Source organism: Cryobacterium sp. M15 (genome assembly GCF_002929675.1).
Classification (GTDB): domain Bacteria; phylum Actinomycetota; class Actinomycetes; order Actinomycetales; family Microbacteriaceae; genus Cryobacterium; species Cryobacterium lyxosi.
Genome location: NZ_PJJW01000040.1, coordinates 43,768 through 63,514 on the forward strand (window position 1 = coordinate 43,768; position 19,747 = coordinate 63,514).

Consider the following 19,747-nt stretch of genomic DNA (forward strand, 5'->3'; position numbering starts at 1 on the left):
TGGTTTCCTAACTTTCCAACACGGTGGCGAACACGATGTCGGTCACAGCGAGTTCGCTGCCGTCGACAAAGGTCAGATTGTGAATGCGACCAACAGCTTTGAGATCAGCGGCGGCCAGGGTGAGCAGGGCGATCTCGGCGGGAGCACCGCATATTACTGCGGAATCCACCTCGGACTTTTGCGACGCCTTCGCATCCGTTTTGGCACGACGGATTCCCGTCAAAGCGCGGCTGGCCAGATCGAGCAGAGCGATATTGCCGGTGGCAACCTCGTCACTGCCGAGCAGATCGGCTGCGACCGGCCATGGCGCGGTGTGCACCGAGCCGTCGTTCGACCAGGACCAGGCTTCTTCGGTCGCGAACGGAACGAACGGCGCGAACAGGCGCAATAGTGTCGCCAGTGCAGTGCGCAGCGCGGCAACGGCGGAAGCCTGGCCGGGCCCGGGCTCGCCGTAGGCACGTTCCTTCACCAGCTCGAGGTAGTCGTCGCAGAAGGTCCAGAAGAAGCTTTCCGTGGTCTCCAACGCGCGCGCGTGATCGTAGTTCTCAAACGCGGTCGTGGCTTGGGCGACGACCGCGGTGAGGCCGGCGAGCATGCTCTGGTCGACTGGTTCGGTGATCGGGGCCGTACTGCTGCCCTGCGACATGGAGACGAACTTGCTCGCGTTCAGAATCTTGATGGCGAGGCGACGGCCGATCTTGATCTGCGTCGGGTTCTGTGGGTCGAAGGCCGCGTCGGTGCCCAGGCGCGAGGATGCCGCCCAGTAGCGCACCGCGTCGGATCCGTGCTTCTCGAGCATGTCGGCCGGGGTGACGACGTTGCCCTTCGACTTCGACATTTTCTTGTGGTCGGGGTCGACGATGAAGCCGCTGAGCGCGGTATGCTGCCACGGCGACACACCGTGTTGCTGCTCGGCGCGCAGCACGGTGGAGAACAACCAGGTGCGGATGATGTCCTGGCCCTGCGGGCGCAGCGAATAAGGGAAGACGAGCTGGAACAGTTCCGGGTCTCGCTCCCAGCCACCGGCAAGTTGCGGAGTGAGCGAGGACGTGGCCCAGGTATCCATGACGTCGACTTCGCCCACGAAACCGCCAGCCTCGCCGCGCTGGTTCTCGGTATAGCCGGGCGCGGCATCCGAAGAGGGATCAACCGGCAGCAGGTCGCGCGTGGCGACAATCGGCTGGTCGAACACCGGGTTGGCGTCGGTGTCGAGCGGGTACCAGACGGGCAGAGGCACGCCGAAGAAGCGCTGGCGGGAGATGAGCCAGTCGCCGGTGAGACCATTCACCCAATTCTCGTAGCGCACCTTCATGAATTCAGGGTGCCAGGCCAGCTCGGTACCGTGCTCGAGCAACCGTGCGCGCAGTTTTTCGTCGCGGGCACCGTTCCGGATATACCACTGGCGAGTCGAAACGATCTCCAGCGGTTTGTCACCCTTTTCGAAGAACTTGACCGCGTGCACGATCGGCTTCGGCTCGCCGATCAGGTCACCGCTGGCTGTCAAAAGCTCAACCACGGCGGCCTTCGCGCCGAACACGGTCTTGCCGGCAAGCTGCGCATACGCATCGCGGCCGACGACGGAGGTGATCGCCTCCGGGGCTTCTGCGATGATGCGACCATCGAAACCCATGATGGCGCGGTTGGGCAGGTCGAGTTCGCGCCACCAGACCACGTCGGTCACGTCGCCGAAGGTGCAGATCATGGCGATTCCGGAACCCTTGTCCTTCTGGGCGAGGTGGTGCGCGAGCACGGGAACCTCGACACCGAACACCGGCGTCGTCACGGTAGTGCCGAACAGATGCTTGTAGCGTTCGTCATCGGGATGCGCGACGAGGGCGACGCACGCCGGGAGAAGTTCGGGGCGGGTTGTCTCGATCTCGATCGTGCTGCCGTCGGGCTTGAGAAACGACACCCGGTGATACGCGGCGGGCATTTCTTTGTCTTCGAGTTCGGCCTGGGCCACAGCGGTGCGAAAAGTGACGTCCCAGAGGGTCGGCGCCATCGCCTGGTACGCCTCGCCGCGTGCGACATTGCCAAGAAAAGCGAGCTGCGAGGTGAACAGCGCCTCCTGGCCGATGGTGCGGTAGGTCTGGGTCCAATCGACACTCAGGCCGAGGGTACGCCAGAGGGCTTCAAACTGCTTCTCATCTTCTTTGGTGAGGGTTTCGCACAGTTCGATGAAGTTGCGGCGGCTGATCGGCAACTGGTCGGCGGCCTTGGAGCTCTTGCCGTCTCCACCTTCGAACGGTGGAACAAAGTTCTCGGTGTAGCCGAGCGAGGGGTCGCAGCGCACGCCGTAGAAGTTCTGCACTCGGCGTTCGGTGGGCAGACCGTTGTCATCCCAGCCCATCGGGTAGAACACGTTCTTGCCGCGCATCCGCTGAAAACGGGCAACGACATCGGTGTGGGTGTACGAGAAAACGTGGCCGATGTGCAGTGAACCAGATGCGGTCGGCGGGGGAGTGTCGATCGAGTAGATCGTCTCGCGGGTGGCGTTCGCTCGTGCAAATCGGTAAGTGCCGTCGGTTTCCCAGCGGGACTCCCACTTGGTTTCGAGCCCTTCGAGCGCAGGCTTTTCGGGGACGCGGTCGGCGTGGGTCATAACTCTCCGGTTCGGTGTATTCGGCACCGTGTGAATGGTGAGGTGCCCGAGTGTGCCCATCCAATCTACCCGATCGGCTCTTTTTCCCCGAACGGGGGCCTTCCTCCCCAGCGCGAATGCGCTCGTTTCACACGGGTGCGCGGGGCACTGCGGCGAGTAACTGCGCCGAGTATGGATGCTGTGGCGTGGCAAAGACGCGCTCCGCCGGGCCGATTTCTACGATGCGCCCGTCACGCATGACCGCGATCTGATCACTGATGTGTTGCACGACACCGAGATCGTGCGAGATGAAGATGAGGCTGAGCCCGCGCTCTCGCTGCACGTCGTCAAGGAGATCGAGCACTTGGGCCTGAACCGTCACGTCGAGTGAGGAGACGGGTTCATCACAGATGAGAATCTCGGGTCGACCGGCTAGCGCCCGGGCGATACCAACCCGCTGTCTCTGCCCGCCGGAGAGTTCGAGCGGGCGTCGGGGCAGCACGGTCGGCGCAAGGCCGACCTCGTCGAGCAGGCTGGTGAGTCGCGTCGTCGTGTGCGGTGCGCCGCGCTCGTGCCGCAGGTTCAGGGCGTCGGTGAGGATTTCGGCGACACTCCAGCGCGGATCGAACGAGCCGAGGGCGTCCTGATAGATCGCCCCAACGGATGCCCGCAGTCCGCGCCTGGTCTTTTCGCTGGCCGCGCTCCACGGCTCGCCGAAGACGTGAACTTCACCGTGCTCTGGCGCCAGCAACGCGAGCAGAAGACGAGCTACCGTGGTTTTGCCGGAGCCGGATTCGCCGACGATGCCGAGGGTACTGCCGTGGTGCAATGTGAACGAGACGTCGTCGACGGCGAGCTGGCTGGTGCCATCGGGGCGTCGAAAACTCTTCGACAGCCCGATGGCTTCGAGCACGACGGTGCTCTCGAGCGAAACCTCAGCGCCGAAATTGGTCGAGGTGCTGAGAGTGCTCGGTGTGCTGAGAGTGCTCGGTGTGTCGGGAATGCGCGGTGTGTCGGGAATGCTCGGTGTGTCGGGAGTGCGCGGTGTGTCGGGAGTGCGCGGTGTGTCGGGAGTGCGCGGTGCGTCCGGCCTGGCGGACGGGCTCAGTCGCGTGCCGCGTGGTTTGTCGGCCGGTATCGCGGCGACCATTCGCCGGGTCTGCTCGTGCTGGGGCGAGCCTAGAACCTGTGTTGTGCGGCCGGTTTCCACGAGCTGTCCGTCGTGCATGACGGCGACCCGGTGTGCGACCCGACTCACCACGGCCAGGTCATGGCTGATCAGAAGCACGGCGGTTCCGGCACCGGTGATCTGTTCAAGCAGTGCCAGAATCTGCGCCTGTACGGTGACGTCGAGCGCCGTCGTCGGTTCGTCGGCGATCAGCAGCGGCGGGTTCAACGCAATTGCCGCCGCAATCAAAGCGCGTTGACGTTCGCCGCCGGATAGCTGCCCCGAGAGCTTGCGCACCTGCAATTCGGGGTGCGGCAGTCCGACCGCGTCGAGCAGCTCGAGCACCCGCCGTGCCCGGCCCGCAGCACCAAGAGTGGTGTGCAGCCGGAGCGAATCAGCGATCTCTCGGCCGATCGGCCTCAGCGGATCGAGCGAGACCAGGGCATCCTGTAACACCAGGCCGACGTCCTTGCCTCGTCGGGCCTGCCATGCGCGATCGGTCAGCCCCAGAACGTTCTGCCCGCCGAGCTCGAGCCGGTCGGCACTGACCCGGGAATTCCTACCGGCCAGACCAAGCAGGCTGCGGGCGGTCACACTCTTGCCCGAGCCGGATTCGCCGACGATGGCGAGGCACTCACCCGGGGCGACGACGAACGACACACCGCGAACGACCGGTTCGGCCGAGCCGAAATCAACCCGCAGATTGCGCACGGTCAACGCGGCAGCACTGTCACTTGTGAGTACCGGCCCATTCATACGTGCCTCATCCGCCGGTCGATGCTGCGGCCGAGTACCGTGGCGGTCACGGCGGTCAGCACGATGAACAGGCCGGGAAAGAAACTCATCCACCAGGCCGAGGTGATGTAGGTGCGCCCGGCCGAGAGCATGGCGCCCCACTCCGCGGTCGGCGGTTCGGCGCCGAGCCCGAGGTAGCTCAGCGTTGCCGCCCAGACAATGGCCTGGCCGATGCCGAGGGTTGCGAGAACGAACAGGGGGGCGAGGGTGTTGGGCAGAATGTGGCGCAGCAGAATCTGCCACCGAGTGCGGCCGAGCACGGTCGCCGCCTCGACGAACGCTTGTGATCGCACGGTAATCAGCTGGGCCCTGATGATGCGCGCATACCCGGGTGCTGTCGACAGTCCAACAGCAATCGTCGCGGTGACCACGCCGGGGCCGAAGATGACAATGAACAAAAGCGCCAGGAGTAACCCCGGAAAAGCGAAAAGTACCTCAAGAAATCGATTGACGGTGAAATCGATGACACGGCCCAGCATCCCAGCCAGGGTGCCCAGCACGATGCCGAGCCCTAGTCCGATCGCGGTAGCGGCAGCCCCGATCACGAGTGAATACTGAGTGCCGTGCACGACTCTGGTGTAGATGTCGCGGCCCGATTCGTCGGTGCCGAACCCGTGTGCGAAGTTCGGCGGCTGGAACGCCGAGAGCGGGTCGATCGCGAGGGGGTCGCCCGGTGCCAACAACTGTGGCACCACCGCTGATGCCACCAGGAACAAGGCGAGAACGCCAGCTGTTGCCTCGGCAACCCCGAGACGGCGCGACGGGCCGGACCGGCGGGATTGGGCCGCGAGGCCGGCCTGCACTTCGAGGTCGCTCATGTCAGACGCAATCGCGGATCAACGAGGCGACTGGCAGCATCCGTGAGCAGTGTCATCAGGATATAGGCGACCGCGACGATCATGACCACGCCGATCACCACCGGAACGTCCCGAAGCGTCACGGCATTGAGCAGGGTGCGGCCGAGGCCGGGGCGGGCGAAAATGGTCTCGACGACGACCGCACCGCTGATCAGGGAACCGAACGCCCATCCGGAGAGGCTGATCGCTGGCAGCGAGGCGTGGCGCAGCGCGTGCACCCAGCGCACACCACGCTCACTCTCGCCGCGGGCGCGAGCCGAGAGTACGAAGGGGCTCTCCAGCGCGCCGAGGAGCGATTCGCGCATGATCTGCCCGAGAAATCCGGCCAGAGGAACGGCCAGGGTGAGAACCGGCAACACGAGCCCGGCGATCTCGCCGGTGCTGATCGGCGGCAGCACGCCGAGCCCGATGCTGAACACGACGATCAACGAGGTCGCGAGCCAGAAGTGTGGCAGTGCGGCCGCGACGATTTCAAGGCTCGACCCTACCCGGGCGGCGACTTTGCCGCCGCGGGTCGACCAGGTGGCGAGGGCGAGGGCGAGCAGCCAGGCGAGAATAAGGGCAAGAACGGCCAGGAGCAGGGTGCCGCCGAGCTGGCTGAGCACGAGCGGTCCGACATCCATGTTGAGTGCATACGACCGCCCGAGGTCGCCGGTTATGAGCCGGCCCAGCTGGGCGAAATACTGCACGATCACCGGTTGGTCGAAGCCATATTCGGCGCTCACGGCAGCAAGCGCCTCCGGCGAGGCTTGCGATCCCGGACCCCCCAGAACGGCCTGGGCGGGGTCACCCGGAATGAGTCGCACCGCAAAGAACGTAATGGTGGCCACCATCCACAGCACGAAGACCGCTCCGGCCAGTCGGGCTGCGAGTCGGGAAAGCACAAGGGCCAACATCTCGAGCGCGACGGGGAATCGAGCGCGCGCGCTGGCACCGTCCCGGTCGGGGAGAGCCCGGCCCGGTCCGGGGCGACCGGCCGGCGCTACCGGTTCAGCCACGCGTCGTACAGCGTGGGAACGGCCACGGTCGGCAGGGTACGCAGGCCTATCACGTCGCTACGCAGCAGAAAGTGGTTCTGTTGGTCGTAGAGCGGCAGAATGTAGAAGCCCTCCAGAATGCGGTCTTGGGCATCGGAATAGAGTGCCGCGCGTTCTGTGGCATCCGCCGTGCTCGCAGCAGTCGTGAGCAGCTCGTCGATCGCGGGGTCACTGACCTGGGCGAGATTGGCGAAATAGCCGCTCGGTGCCGGCACGATGCTGTCGGAGTGGTACAGAATGCGCAGTACGTCGGGGCCGACCTTGGTGTACGGCGCGCTGACCGCGTCGTAGTCGTTGCTGGCGAGGGCGGCGTACCAGCTGGAAAGATCCATCGGGCGCAGTTTTACCTCGAAACCGGTGGCCTTCGCCGTGGCCTGGATCTGCTCGAATACGCTCTGCTCGGCGGGAATGGACTGGTTGGTACTCACCGGAAACTCCACCGTCAGGCGAACGCCGTCTTTGATGCGGTAACCGTCGGCATCAGTCTCGTTCCAGCCGGCTTCATCGAGCAGGGTACCGGCAGCGGTCGGATCATAGGCGAACAGGGCGGCGTTCGAGACGGCGGTCGGCTCGACGCTCGACAGTGCCGAGTACGAGCGGGTCGCCGTGCCCTGGAACAGGCTCGACACGGCGTCGTCGACGTTCGCCGACCGGATGAACGCCTCCCGAACGCGCACATCGTCGAAGGGAGCTTGACCCGAGTTCAGTTCGATGCGGTTGGAAGAGCCGGGACGCGGGGAATCGAGCTCTTCGAGTGAATCACTCTGTTCGGCCTGCACGATCGTGTCGGGCTGGGCGTTGTCGATCACGTCGACCTCGCCGGACTGCAGGGCTGCGTACCGCGAAGCGGAATCGGGAATGAACCGCCAGATAACCGTGTCGAGGTAGGCGGGACCGGAATGGCCGGCATCCGCTGGCGGGGAAACGTAGTCATCGTTGCGCACCAGGGTGATGGCGTTCTGTTTCACCCAGCTCTCCACGATAAACGGGCCGGTGCCGACCGGGGCAGCGCAGTTCTCGTCCTGGCTGCGTTCGAGCGCCGCCGGCGATTCGATGGCGAGCCACGGCTGGGACAGCGATTCCAGCAGGGCACTGTCGGGTTCGCTGAGGGTGAAGCGCACGACGGTGGGGGAGACCGCCTCGGTGCCGGTGACCTTACCGAGGGCGAGGTATCCGGTCGAGGACAGCGTCGTCGGGTCTTGCAGATGAGCAATGTTGGCCTGCACCGCGCTCGCGTCGAAAACCGTGCCGTCGGTGAAAGTCACGTCGTCGCGCAGGGTGAATTCCCAGGTCAGGCCGTCGGCGCTCGGAACCCAGGACTCGGCCAGCCAGGGGATGATCTGGCCACTGCTGTTGCGGGAGACGAGCGACTCGAGGTATTGGGCGCTGACCAGCGCCTGGGGAAAGTTTCCGCCGACGTGCGGGTCGAGGCAGCTTGGTTCGGCGTCGCCCGAGGCGTAGGTGATCGTGCCGCCACTTTTGGGCTCACCGACCGATTTGGTCGAACCGGCCGCGGTGCAGCCGGCTACGAGCAGCCCGAGGGCGACCAGGCCGGCGAGGGAACCAAGCGCACGAGTAGTGCGCCGTGGAGCGGTTCGCGCCGGAGTGCCAGTTGGGGCGGGGCTGTGGGAGGCGGGCCGGGTAGGCATTCACAAACTCTTTCCCCGGCATTCGCTGCCGAGTTGATAGCACGTTGAACCGGCCCCTCGTGCGAATGAACCGGCCTTTAACACTAACGCCGCCTGCGTTCCGGTAGAATCAAACGCGAATGACAGTGACCCGGCTATCACCGGGAAGTCTTCGGAAGAACGGATGCTCACCCCCGGGTGGACAGCTCAGTAGAACCGAACGAGTCGGGCCCGTCACAGCCTGTGAACAAGCGGTCGCCCGGCAAGTGTGGGCGGCAAGCGAGGTGGTACCGCGGCGATTTCTACAGGATCGTTCGTCCTCGTGGAGCAGGGCCCCTGTGACCCGTCCCGGTAGGAGAAGCAATTTGTACCCCAAGAAGCGCAACGCCCCCAGTGGCAGCACCCCCCTGAACGGTGAGCCGACGCCCGGCGCGAACATCGTTCCGTCGCCGAACTTTCCCGCGCTGGAAGCCGACATACTCGCCTTCTGGAAGAGCGACGACACGTTTCAGGCCTCGATCGACCTGCGTGAAGGCGCCGAGGAATGGACTTTCTACGACGGACCACCCTTCGCCAACGGCCTGCCCCACTACGGTCACCTCCTCACCGGCTACGCCAAAGACCTGTTCCCACGGTTTCAAACCATGCGCGGCAAGCAGGTACACCGCCGTTTCGGCTGGGACACCCACGGCCTGCCGGCCGAGCTCGAGGCCGAACGCAAGCTCGGCATCACCGACAAGAGCCAGATCGAAGAGATGGGCCTGGCCGCGTTCAATGCCGTCGCTCGCGAGTCGGTGCTCGAGTACACCAAGGACTGGGAAGAGTACGTCACTCGCCAGGCTCGCTGGGTCGACTTCGACAATGATTACAAGACCCTCGACATCACGTTCATGGAATCGGTGATCTGGGCCTTCAAGCAGCTGCACACCAAGGGTCTCGCCTATGAGGGCTACCGGGTGCTGCCGTACTGCTGGCGCGACCAGACCCCGCTGTCCAACCACGAACTGCGCATGGACGACGACGTCTACAAGATGCGCCAGGACCAGACGGTCACCGTGACCTTTCCGCTGATCGGCGCTAAAGCCGAAGCGCTCGGCCTCACAGCGGTCCGGGCCCTGGCCTGGACCACGACCCCGTGGACCCTGCCGACGAACTTCGCGCTCGCCGTGGGCCCCACAATTGTCTACGCCGTGGTGCCGGCCGGCCCAAACGGAACGCCAGACGCCGAGGTGCTGCGCGAGGGGGCAGTGGCGTCAGCTGAGGTGCTCGGCGCCGAATACCTCATCGCGATCGACCTGGTCGGCAACTACGCGAAAGACCTCGGCTACGAGAACGCAGCGGAAGCATCCGCTGCCGTATCGCGCACCGTGCTCGGCAGCGCACTCGAGGGGGTCTCCTACGACCGCCTGTTCGACTACTACGCCGACGCATCGATCTGGGGCACCCAGAACGCGTGGCGCATCCTCGTCGCCGACTATGTCACCACGAGCGACGGCACCGGCATCGTGCACCAGGCGCCCGCCTACGGCGAGGAGGACCAGAAAATCGGTGAGGCCGCCGGCATCCCGGTCATCCTCTCCCTCGACGACGGCGGAAAGTTTCTCAGTGACGTTCCCGAGGTCGCCGGAGTGCTCTGGAGCGATGCCAACAAGCCCCTCACCGCGCTGCTCAAAGCCAACGGCCGGCTGCTGCGCCAGGCCAGCTATGAACACTCGTACCCGCACTGCTGGCGCTGCCGCAACCCCCTTATCTACAAGGCGGTGTCGAGCTGGTTCGTGCGCGTCACCGACTTTCGCCCGCGCATGGTCGAGCTCAACCAGGAAGTGAACTGGGTTCCGGAGAATGTGAAAGACGGCCAGTTCGGCAAGTGGATCGGCAACGCCCGCGACTGGTCCATCAGCCGTAATCGGTACTGGGGCTCGCCCATCCCGGTCTGGAAAAGCGACAACCCCGAGTACCCACGAACGGATGTCTACGGCTCACTCGACGAACTGGCCGCCGACTTCGGCGTACGCCCCACCGACCTGCACCGCCCCTACATCGACGAACTCACCCGCCCGAATCCCGACGACCCCACCGGCCAGTCCACGATGCGCCGCATCGATGACGTGCTCGACGTCTGGTTCGACTCCGGCTCGATGCCGTTCGCCCAGGTGCACTACCCGTTCGAGAACAAGGACTGGTTCGAGGCGCACAACCCGGCCGACTTCATCGTCGAGTACATTGGGCAGACCCGCGGCTGGTTCTACCTGCTGCACGTGCTCTCTACTGCATTGTTCGACCGGCCCGCGTTTAAAAACGTGGTCAGCCACGGCATCGTGCTCGGCAACGACGGCCAGAAGATGAGCAAGTCGCTGCGCAATTACCCCGACGTCAATGAGGTCTTCGACCGTGACGGCGCCGACGCCATGCGCTGGTTCCTGATGAGCTCGCCGGTGCTGCGCGGCGGCAACCTCGTCGTCACCGAGGAGGGCATTCGCGAGGCTGCCCGCCAGGTCATGCTGCCTTTGTGGAGCACCTGGTACTTCTTTTCGCTCTACGCCAACGCCTCAGGAACCGACGGTGCCACCGGCTCCGACTCACGGGGTTATGAAGGCCAGTGGCGCACCGACTCCACCGACGTTCTCGATCGCTACCTTCTCGCCAAGACCCGTGACCTGATTGTGGGTGTCACGACCGATCTCGAAGCGCTCGATAGTACGGTCGCGGCTGCTCGCCTGCGCGACTTCGCCGACGTACTCACCAATTGGTACGTGCGCCGGTCACGCGACCGATTCTGGGGTGGAGCGGCCGAAGGTGCTACCGCCCACGAAGCCTTCGACACCCTCTTCACCGTTCTCGAAACCCTCTGCCGGGTCACCGCGCCGCTGCTGCCGCTGGTCACCGAGCGCATCTGGCAGGGCCTGACCGGCGGTCGCAGCGTGCACCTCGAGGACTGGCCAGACGCCACCCTGTTCCCCGCCGACGAGAACCTGGTCGTCGCGATGGACCAGGTGCGCCTGATCAGCAGCACCGTGTTATCGCTTCGCAAGCAGGCAAGCCTGCGCGTGCGCCTGCCGTTGACCAACCTCACCGTCGTCACCGGCAATACCGCCGCACTTTCGGCGTTCGTGGGAATCCTCCGCGATGAGCTCAATGTGAAAACGGTCACCTTGATCGAGCTTGAAGATGACAGTGCCGCCGCCTACGGTGTCACGAGCAAGCTCGTCGTCAACGCCCGGGCTGCCGGTCCCCGCCTCGGTAAGCAGGTGCAGCACGTTATCAAGGCCGCGCGTGCCGGTGACTGGAGCGAGTCCGACGGCGTCGTCACGGCCGGTGGCATCGCGCTCGAAGCGAGCGAATTCGAGTTGACTCTCGAAGCGAACAACGTCGGTACTGACGGCGGGACGGCCTTGGCGTTGTTGCCCGGCGGCGGTTTTGCGCTTCTCGCGACGAACACCACGCCCGAACTTGAGGCTGAGGGTTTCGCCCGCGACCTGATTCGCGCCGTGCAGGACACCCGCAAGTCGGCCGGTTTTTCGGTGAGCGACCGCATCCGTCTCGATCTGGTCTTTCAGAGCGAAACGGATGCCGAATCCTTCGACCTCGCCCTCGGGGTCGATGTGGCGGCCGAGACACTCGCCACGAGTTTCACCACGCATCGCCCGTCAACCGGGGAAATTCTTGCGGAGTTGCCGTCGGAGTGGCTCGAGGCTCGCGTCGGCGCTCCCGTCGAACACTACGTCCGGTTTGAAGCACACCACTATGTCAACCAGGGCGCCGTCATTGTGGCCGTCGCGCGCGTGAACGGAGCCATCCTTGTCTGAGAACGACACCCCCATCGACGACACCCCTACCGACGGCGCACCCGCCGACGACAGCACTGATTGGAAGAACATCACCGGGCGCGGCGACGACGAGGAGCCGATGAACCAGCCGGCTCCGCTGGACGCTTTTCGCGAAGCCGGCGACGCTGTTTTCGCTGAATTATTGCAGCGGGTGGGGGAATCGCAGCCGCAGCCGCGCCTGGCCCCAACCCGGCGCGCCCTCGATTTTCTCGGCGACCCGCAGGGGTCGTACCCGATCATCCACGTGGCCGGCACGAACGGCAAGACCAGCACGAGCCGCTTGGTCGAGAGCATTGTTCGGGCCTACGGGCTGCGCACTGGTCTGCTCACCAGCCCGCACCTGGTGCGGCTGAACGAGCGCATCGTCATTGACGGCGAGCCGATCAGCGACCAGATCCTTGCCGCTAACTGGGCCGACATCCAGCCCTACCTGCAGCTCGTCGACGCCGAACTCGATGCCGCCGGCGAAGTGCCGCTGACCTTCTTCGAGGCGCTCACCGTGCTCGCGTACGCCTGCTTCGCTGACGCGCCGGTAGACGTGGCCGTGATCGAGGTCGGGATGGGCGGCGAGTGGGACTCCACCAACGTCGCCGACGGGCAGGTCGCGGTGTTCACGCCGATCGCGCTGGACCACACCCTGCGACTCGGCACGACCGTTGCCGAGATCGCCCGCACCAAGAGCGGCATCATCAAGCCGGCAGCCGCCGTTGTCTCCGCAGCGCAGAGCGCCGACGTGCAGGCCGAACTCAACCGTGCCGCCGAGCTGAGCGAGGCGACGCTCGCGCGTGAGAACGAGGGCTTCGAACTGATTTCCAGTACCGTCGCTGTCGGCGGGCAGGTCATCTCGGTCCGCGGTCTCGCCGGCACCTATACGGACCTGTTCCTGCCGCTGTACGGCACTCATCAGGCCCACAATGCGGCGCTTGCCATTGCTGCCGTCGAGTCGTTCCTCGGCGCGGGCAGCCAGGCGCTGGTCGGTGACCTGCTTGCCGAAGGCCTCGGCACGGCGACTTCGCCCGGTCGCTTGCAGCTCGTCGGCATCGAACCGACCGTTCTCGTAGACGCCGCGCACAACCCGCACGGCGCCGGCGCTCTCGCCGCCGCCCTCGAGGACTACTTCGACTTCGATGAAATCGCCGTGGTTGTCGGGATTCTCGCCGACAAGGACGCCGAGGGCATCATTGCCGCCCTCGCCCCCCAGGTCGACCGGTTCTACGTCACGGAGCCGCACTCCGAGCGCGCCGCGCGCATGGACGACCTCGCTGACAACATCGCCGAGTGGACGAGCGATGAGGTTACTTTTCGCTTCGACGACCTGGCCGGCGCGCTGGAGAGCGCACGGGAATGGGCCGCCGAGGCCCCCAAGCGTGCCGTGCTCGTCACCGGGTCGATCGTGCTCGTCGGCGAAGCGATCACCCTGGCGGTCGCCGGCGAATGGATGGAGAAATGAGCTCCGTGGGCGCCGACGATGCAGACGCTGACTCGCGCGCAGGTCGGTTTCGCCGGTCGCCCGGCCCGCGCTCGGTCAAACGCACACTCGCTACCATCGTGCTCGGCTTCGAAACCATCGTCGTATTTCTTGGTGCGGTGGTCACTCTCGGGCTGGTATCGGTGGCGACCGAGCCGGGTCCGGTCTCACCGCTGACTGTCATCATTGGCGGTGTGCTGCTGTGCCTGGCCATGGTCGTCCTGATCGCACTGCTCCGTTTTCGCTGGTCCTACCCGATCGGCTGGCTGCTGCAGGCGGTCATCATCGCTACCGGGTTCATCACCCCGGCCATGTTTTTTGTTGGCGCACTCTTTGCTGCCATGTGGACGTACTGCATGGTCACCGGCTCACGAATAGATCATCAGAAGGAGATTGAATGAACACCACGGTCGAAGAAACCCTCGTTTTGGTCAAACCCGACGGCGTTGCCCGCAACCTGACCGGCGAGATCCTGCGCCGCATCGAGGCCAAGGGATACTCCCTGGTTGACGTGAAGCTGGTCGAGCCTGACCGCTCGCTTCTCGCGGCACACTATGCCGAGCACGAGGGCAAACCGTTCTTCGAGCCGCTCGTTGAATTTATGGAAAGTGGGCCCATCGTCGCGTTCCGCGTCGCAGGCAACCGGGTCATCGAGGGGTTTCGCGCCCTGGCCGGCACGACCGATCCCACGACCGCCGCGCCCGGCACGATCCGCGGTGACCTCGGCCGTGACTGGGGCTCCAAAGTTCAGCAGAACCTCGTGCACGGCTCGGACTCGCCCGAGTCGGCCGCGCGTGAGCTCGCGCTCTGGTTCGACTGACCGAACAGCATCCGGTAGGCCAGGAGTGGCCCGTCTCATCAGTGAGGCGGGCCACTTCTGTCTGCACCAGCGCGTCACAGCCGATTCAACACGTCCATGTTGACCTGCGCGACGATGAAGAACACGATGTAGCAGACGATGGTTATGACGAATATCCAGGAATACGCGGCGTCGGCCACACGGCGAACGGATGCCCCACCGGGCAGATTGCCCACCGTGAAGTTATACAGCGTCACAGCCAAAAAGGCCGGAATGGTCACCGCCCAGGTCACCATGCACCACGGACACAGCACGTCTAGCACGAAAATACTCTGGGCGATCAGCCAGATCACGAAAACAATCGCGGCGAGCATCCCAACGTTCAGGCCGATCCAGAACCAGCGGGCAAATTTGGCCCCGGCCAGAATGGCGACACCGATCGTGACAACCACGCTCCAGGCGACGAGCCCGATCAGCGGGTTCGGAAAGCCGAGCACTGCGCCCTGGGGCGAGGCGAGGTTGGTCGCGCATCCGATGAGAACACTGAAGCTGCAACTCAATTGAGCGTTCGGATCCTCCAGCAGGCGGATCTTGTCGAGTGTGAGGGCGAATGCCGCTGCGAGTGCGATTAATCCGGCGATGATCAGGAAAATAGCCAGGCCGGTTGGACGCTGAGAACGCTCTGTCTGAGGCACGCTTGCGATTATGCCACGCGTGCTGCGTGGGTTTGTGCGATTACATGCGATAATCACTGGTAGTCGTTGAGCCGCGCTCAAGCAGACGCCAAAGAAGCTTGCCTGGGCAATAGTCGCCCAGAATTAGGGTCCCACGATCCGAAGTATTTGCAGCCAGAGCACAGTCCCCGAACAGCAACAGGGGGCAACGCCGGGTGCCGTAGTAAAAAAAGTTCGCGGAATCGTCACGAAGGTGACAATCCCGCACGAGAGAGTAACCGGTGGGTGGCGCGGTCATCCACAGCGGTCAAGGAGCGCACCAGTGATGGTGGAAGACAACGAAAACAAGAAACGCAAGAGCCTGTTCGGCCCTCGCAAATCAACCCGGAAGGCGCCGGTCACCCGTTCGACAGAACCAGCGATCGAGGCCCCGGCAGCGTCAGTCACCGCTGAGCCTGCAACCGCTGAACCTGCAACCGCTGAACCTGTACCCGCCAAGACAACCATCGCGGAGTACAACAACGTCACCGGAGCGCAGCAGATGACCGCTGCAACGCCGGCAAACGACACGGCGAACGACGGACCAGCCGCGCAGGCAGCGGCACCCGTACGCCCGTCGTTGTCCCTGTTGTTCCAGGCACCGGAAATTCTGCCGATGATGGCACGCACGGGTATCCGCTCGGCGCAGGAGTCGCACCAGCAAGAGCGCGATCTGGATGACGACGAGGAAGAAGAGGCGACGACGGTTCGTCGTCGAGCCCGTCGGCGCACCGGCGATGAGAACAGATCAGGCACCGACGACCCGGCCAATACGGTGGTCAAGGTACGCGCCCCGCGCGAACCCGAACTCATCACCGAACCTCAGCGCATCAAGGGATCGACCCGGCTCGAAGCAAAGAAGCAGCGTCGCCGCGACGGCCGTGACGCCGGACGTCGCCGCCCGGTTATCACGGAGGCTGAGTTCCTCGCCCGTCGTGAGTCCGTCGACCGCCTCATGGTCGTGCGCGCCAAGCACAATAAAATCCAGATCGGTGTGCTTGAAGACGGCGTGCTGGTCGAGCACTACGTCGCCAAGAACCAGGACGCCTCCCTCATCGGCAACGTCTACCTCGGGCGAGTGCAGAACGTGCTCCCAAGCATGGAAGCCGCCTTCGTCGACATCGGGCGTGGTCGCAACGCTGTGCTCTACTCCGGTGAAGTTGACTGGGATGCTGCCGCCGAGAACTCCGGCAGCAACAATCAGGCCCGCCGCATCGAGCTCGCGCTCAAGCCCGGCGACCAGGTGCTCGTGCAGGTCACTAAAGACCCGATCGGGCACAAGGGTGCCCGCCTCACCAGCCAGGTCTCCCTGCCTGGCCGCTACCTGGTCTACGTACCCAACGGTTCGATGAACGGCATCAGCCGCAAGCTTCCCGACACCGAACGCGCCCGCCTGAAGAAGATTCTCAAAGAGGTACTCCCCGACAATGTTGGCGTGATCGTACGCACCGCTGCTGAGGGCGCGACCGATGAGCAGCTCACCGTCGACGTCAACCGGCTTCGTGAGCAGTGGGCGAACATCGCTGAGCAGGTCGAGTCCGCGCAGGCGCCCGCCGAGCTGCACAGCGAGCCCGACCTGCTGGTCAAAATCGTGCGGGACGTCTTCAACGAAGACTTCCAGCGCATGGTCGTGGCCGGCCCCGACGTGCGGTCCACGATTGAGACGTACCTCAGCCAGGTCGCTCCCGATCTGCTCGAGCGCGTTGAAACCTACGAGGGCGAGATTGATTCCTTCGACGCGTTCCGCATCTCGGAGCAGATCGAAAAGGCCCTCGACCGCAAGGTCTGGTTGCCGTCCGGCGGATCCCTCGTGATCGACCGCACCGAGGCCATGACCGTCGTCGACGTCAACACCGGCAAGTTTGTCGGCAGTGGGGGAAACCTCGAAGAGACCGTCACCAAGAACAACCTCGAAGCGGCTGAAGAGATCGTGCGCCAGCTGCGCCTGCGCGATATCGGGGGCATTATCGTGGTCGACTTCATCGACATGGTGCTCGAGTCCAACCGCGACCTCGTGTCGCGCCGGCTGATCGAATGCCTCAGTCGAGACCGCACCAAGCACCAGGTGGCCGAGGTCACCTCGCTCGGGCTCGTTCAGATGACGCGCAAAAAGCTCGGCCTCGGACTGTTGGAATCGTTCAGCGAAGACTGTGAGACTTGCGCCGGCCGCGGCATCATCGTGCACCACGACCCGGTCACCAAACACCGCCAGACCGCGCAGCCGCCGCAGGAACGCCGTCCGCGCGCCAAGGGCGGCAGCAATGCGGCGGGCACCAACGGTGGAGGAAACAACGGGTCGGGAAACGGCCGCGACAATTCGGGCCAGCGCGACGGTTTCAACCGTGACGCGCATTCCGGCAGCAGCGCCGGGTTCGACGCGCCGAAAAGCGGTCAGGGCACCCACGGCATCACGGAGGACGCCAAGCAGGCCCTCGCGCTGATCGCCGCTCGTACCATCACCCGCACCGGCTCCATCGCGATCATCCCAGCTTCGGATACGCGGGCAGCGGATGCTGATGCTGGTGCAGCGAAGGTCGCACCGGTCACCACCGGTACTGCCACCACCGGGGCTGCCAGTATCGAGCTGGCTGGCACCGAGTTGGCTGGCATTGTGCTGGCCAGCACGGAACTGGCCAGCACGGAACTGGCGAGCACCGAACTGGCCAGCACCGAGCTGGCTGGCGCTGGACCCGCCAGCACCGAAGCGGTCGAACCGATGACTGCCGAGCGTTCACGAGGCCGTCAGTCTCGTTCGCGCGGTCAGGGCGGGCGCGGCCAGCAGTCGCGGTCCGAACAAGCTCGTGCTCGTCAGGCTGGCACGAAGCAGGCTGGCACGGAACAGGCGGACGCCGAGCCGGGGAACATCGGTCAGGCCAACACGGAACAGACCGACGCAGCCGTATTGACTACGCCGGTCACCGAGCCACTCGTCGGCACCGCCGCCATGGCAGGGGCGCCCCGCACCCGCGGTGGTCGCAGCGCCCTGCCGGCTGGGGCGCCGGCCGTGCAGTCGCCCGTCGCCGTGCAGTCGCTCGCAGCCGATATATCGGAGTCTGTCGATATCCTCGACATTCCGGTGAAGAAGGCGACGCGTACCGCGCGGCGCCCCAGCAAGCAGGTCACTGACCAGCTGCTGGACTCGGTGTTGGATTCGCTGCCCGAGCCGAAACTTCCCGGTCAGGGACGCGCGCGCAGCCGCCGCGTCACGACCGCCGGGGGTCCTGGTGGGCAGGCCATTCTGTCCAAGACGGGTACGGCGACGTCCGCATCGGCACCGAGCCAGTTGCCGCCGGGTGAATAGGCCGCGGCGCCAGGCCAGGCGATAACGCAATCGGTGCGTAGGTCTCCTGCGGCGATGGCCTGCCGGCCTTGCCCCAGGGGACCTGCTCACCATCGACACTACGCAGCGGGTCGTCGGATGGGGCTGCCACATCCTCGTGGCACGCCCACCGATTCGATGCGGGCGTGAGCGCGGCGAGCGACCCGGTCGCGTTCACCCCGGTCGAAATTCTGCCGGTGGATCAGGCGAACGATATTCTGCCTTCTGAACAGGTTGCCGATCGCTGAAGCGTGACACCAAACTTTTTCGACGGTGCCCGGTCAGCGCCGAGGCAGCGAATGCGACGATCGTGGTCGTGAACCTGCGGCCGGTTTGCGGCGCCCCGGCGTGCTCGGGTTCGACGCTACGTGAGCGTACGCGGGAAGCAGTTTGCTATCCGAGACGCCGTTCTCGAGCCGTCACACGCAGCCCGCTGGAGCGCAACCGCACGATCATCTCGCGAAAGCTCACCGGCAGTGCCCCGGCGGCGACCAGATCGGCGTAGCGAGCCTCAGGGACGTCGTAGTGGTCACGGTCGAAACCACGTCGCGGAACGCCGGCTGCGGCCGCGAAAGCGTGCAATTCGTCAAGATTCGCATCACTCACGAGGTGTGCCCACACCGTTCCGTGCGCCGGCCAGCTAGGCTGGTCGATAAGTATTGCCATGATCGAAGTCTATGAGCCGCACTGGTTCAGACACCGTGGTTCAGACACGCCGCGCCATTGGTTTGACCACGGGTAGCGGATCAGGTAAAGTCAACCCTTGGTGTGCGTTAGGCAATATCAACGCAAACACCATGATTTTCTGAGTGCTCTGGGCCAACCGGCCCGGCCATGCAGCAAATTTCCAGATTCGGAGTCTTTTGGGGCTCCCCAACGATTGGTACGTAAAGTGGTTTACGCAGTTGTGCGCGCCGGAGGGCGGCAGGAGAAGGTAGAGGTCGGTACCATCGTGACGATGGACCGAATCAAGGCTGACAAGGACGGCAACGTCGAGCTGGCCGCCGTGCTTCTCGTCGACGGCGACAAGATCACCTCTGACTCTACGTCGCTGGCCAAGATCAAGGTCACGGCCGAGGTTTTGAACAACCTTCGCGGTCCGAAGATCGTCATCCAGAAGTTCAAGAACAAGACCGGGTACAAGAAGCGTCAGGGGCACCGTCAGGAGCTCACTCGCGTTCAGGTTACCGGCATCGCCTAGGCCTGAGGAGATAGACAGATGGCACACAAAAAAGGTGCGAGTTCCACTCGCAACGGTCGCGACTCGAACGCCCAGCGCCTCGGCGTGAAGCGCTTCGGAGGTCAGGTTGTCGGCGCGGGCGAGATCATCGTTCGTCAGCGCGGCACGCACTTCCACCCCGGCATCAACGTCGGTCGTGGCGGAGACGACACGCTCTTCGCCCTCGAGGCCGGCTCCGTGCAGTTCGGCGCCAAGGGTGGCCGCAAGGTCATCAACATTGTGGTCGCAGCCGCGTAGGTTTCCACACCACAGTAATTGTTAGCACAGCGTCAGGGCGGGCTTCGGTCCGCCCTGACGTGTTTGTCCGTGACAGAT

Annotated in this window: 14 protein-coding genes; 7 read left to right on the forward strand and 7 right to left on the reverse strand. The window is 64.6% G+C overall.

Annotation, left to right across the window (positions count from 1 at the left end):
* Positions 1-7 precede the first annotated feature (7 nt).
* From valS to CXY83_RS13430, 5 genes are all read right to left on the reverse strand, one after another.
* Positions 8-2,602 (reverse strand): valine--tRNA ligase, encoded by a 2,595-nt coding sequence (valS, locus tag CXY83_RS13410; protein WP_104197840.1) that lies wholly within the window; start codon positions 2,600-2,602, stop codon positions 8-10.
* A 127-nt stretch (positions 2,603-2,729) separates the two neighbouring features.
* Positions 2,730-4,505 carry an ABC transporter ATP-binding protein gene (locus CXY83_RS13415; RefSeq protein ID WP_104197841.1) on the reverse strand — a complete coding sequence of 592 codons (1,776 nt, stop codon included), beginning with the start codon at positions 4,503-4,505 and terminating at the stop codon, positions 2,730-2,732.
* Positions 4,502-5,362, reverse strand: coding sequence for an ABC transporter permease (locus CXY83_RS13420; RefSeq protein WP_104197842.1), 861 nt, complete (start codon positions 5,360-5,362; stop codon positions 4,502-4,504). The genes CXY83_RS13415 and CXY83_RS13420 overlap by 4 nt, the downstream gene beginning before the upstream one ends.
* A complete protein-coding gene (locus tag CXY83_RS13425; protein WP_104198096.1) occupies positions 5,359-6,297 on the reverse strand; it encodes an ABC transporter permease in 939 nt (312 codons plus the stop codon). The genes CXY83_RS13420 and CXY83_RS13425 overlap by 4 nt, the downstream gene beginning before the upstream one ends.
* An 86-nt stretch (positions 6,298-6,383) precedes the next feature.
* Complete coding sequence (locus CXY83_RS13430) at positions 6,384-8,087, reverse strand: ABC transporter substrate-binding protein (protein ID WP_104197843.1); 1,704 nt, start codon at positions 8,085-8,087, stop codon at positions 6,384-6,386.
* Positions 8,088-8,431: 344 nt separating this feature from the next.
* Here CXY83_RS13430 and ileS point away from each other — a divergent pair, with 344 nt between their 5' ends.
* The 4 genes from ileS to ndk all read left to right on the forward strand — a co-directional run bounded on the left by ileS (position 8,432) and on the right by ndk (position 14,181).
* Positions 8,432-11,872 (forward strand): isoleucine--tRNA ligase, encoded by a 3,441-nt coding sequence (ileS, locus tag CXY83_RS13435; RefSeq protein WP_369831169.1) that lies wholly within the window; start codon positions 8,432-8,434, stop codon positions 11,870-11,872.
* Positions 11,873-11,972: 100 nt separating this feature from the next.
* Positions 11,973-13,343, forward strand: coding sequence for a folylpolyglutamate synthase/dihydrofolate synthase family protein (locus tag CXY83_RS13440; protein ID WP_104198097.1), 1,371 nt, complete (start codon positions 11,973-11,975; stop codon positions 13,341-13,343).
* A complete protein-coding gene (locus CXY83_RS13445; protein WP_233200952.1) occupies positions 13,340-13,762 on the forward strand; it encodes a DUF4233 domain-containing protein in 423 nt (140 codons plus the stop codon). Before CXY83_RS13440 ends, CXY83_RS13445 begins: the two co-directional genes overlap by 4 nt.
* Positions 13,759-14,181, forward strand: a complete 423-nt coding sequence (gene ndk, locus CXY83_RS13450) for a nucleoside-diphosphate kinase (RefSeq protein WP_104197846.1) — start codon at positions 13,759-13,761, stop codon at positions 14,179-14,181. Before CXY83_RS13445 ends, ndk begins: the two co-directional genes overlap by 4 nt.
* A gap of 74 nt (positions 14,182-14,255) precedes the next feature.
* Here ndk and CXY83_RS13455 read toward each other — a convergent pair whose 3' ends face one another.
* A complete protein-coding gene (locus CXY83_RS13455; protein WP_199184969.1) occupies positions 14,256-14,855 on the reverse strand; it encodes a vitamin K epoxide reductase family protein in 600 nt (199 codons plus the stop codon).
* Positions 14,856-15,159: 304 nt separating this feature from the next.
* On the opposite strand from CXY83_RS13455, the gene CXY83_RS13460 reads away from it, so the two are divergent.
* Positions 15,160-18,174 carry an Rne/Rng family ribonuclease gene (locus CXY83_RS13460; protein ID WP_233200978.1) on the forward strand — a complete coding sequence of 1,005 codons (3,015 nt, stop codon included), beginning with the start codon at positions 15,160-15,162 and terminating at the stop codon, positions 18,172-18,174.
* Between the two features lie 411 nt (positions 18,175-18,585).
* On the opposite strand, the gene CXY83_RS13465 is transcribed toward CXY83_RS13460, so the two are convergent.
* Complete coding sequence (locus CXY83_RS13465; RefSeq protein ID WP_104197847.1) at positions 18,586-18,858, reverse strand: DUF4031 domain-containing protein; 273 nt, start codon at positions 18,856-18,858, stop codon at positions 18,586-18,588.
* A gap of 226 nt (positions 18,859-19,084) precedes the next feature.
* On the opposite strand from CXY83_RS13465, the gene rplU reads away from it, so the two are divergent.
* Together rplU and rpmA are read left to right on the forward strand one after the other, a co-directional pair.
* Positions 19,085-19,393, forward strand: a complete 309-nt coding sequence (gene rplU / locus CXY83_RS13470; RefSeq protein ID WP_104081810.1) for a 50S ribosomal protein L21 — start codon at positions 19,085-19,087, stop codon at positions 19,391-19,393.
* A gap of 18 nt (positions 19,394-19,411) precedes the next feature.
* Positions 19,412-19,669: a 50S ribosomal protein L27 gene (gene rpmA / locus CXY83_RS13475; protein WP_104128962.1), complete on the forward strand. Its 258-nt coding sequence runs from the start codon at positions 19,412-19,414 to the stop codon at positions 19,667-19,669.
* Positions 19,670-19,747 lie beyond the last annotated feature (78 nt).

Bases quoted from the DNA above. Each gene is read 5' to 3' on its own strand.
- CXY83_RS13460 (WP_233200978.1), top strand. From the start codon at position 15,160: ATGGTGGAAGACAACGAAAACAAGAAACGCAAGAGCCTGTTCGGCCCT.
- CXY83_RS13445 (WP_233200952.1), top strand. From the start codon at position 13,340: ATGAGCTCCGTGGGCGCCGACGATGCAGACGCTGACTCGCGCGCAGGT.
- CXY83_RS13465 (WP_104197847.1), bottom strand. From the start codon at position 18,858: ATGGCAATACTTATCGACCAGCCTAGCTGGCCGGCGCACGGAACGGTG.
- rpmA (WP_104128962.1), top strand. From the start codon at position 19,412: ATGGCACACAAAAAAGGTGCGAGTTCCACTCGCAACGGTCGCGACTCG.
- ndk (WP_104197846.1), top strand. From the start codon at position 13,759: ATGAACACCACGGTCGAAGAAACCCTCGTTTTGGTCAAACCCGACGGC.
- CXY83_RS13415 (WP_104197841.1), bottom strand. From the start codon at position 4,505: ATGAATGGGCCGGTACTCACAAGTGACAGTGCTGCCGCGTTGACCGTG.
- valS (WP_104197840.1), bottom strand. From the start codon at position 2,602: ATGACCCACGCCGACCGCGTCCCCGAAAAGCCTGCGCTCGAAGGGCTC.
- CXY83_RS13420 (WP_104197842.1), bottom strand. From the start codon at position 5,362: ATGAGCGACCTCGAAGTGCAGGCCGGCCTCGCGGCCCAATCCCGCCGG.
- CXY83_RS13430 (WP_104197843.1), bottom strand. From the start codon at position 8,087: ATGCCTACCCGGCCCGCCTCCCACAGCCCCGCCCCAACTGGCACTCCG.
- CXY83_RS13440 (WP_104198097.1), top strand. From the start codon at position 11,973: ATGAACCAGCCGGCTCCGCTGGACGCTTTTCGCGAAGCCGGCGACGCT.
- CXY83_RS13425 (WP_104198096.1), bottom strand. From the start codon at position 6,297: ATGTTGGCCCTTGTGCTTTCCCGACTCGCAGCCCGACTGGCCGGAGCG.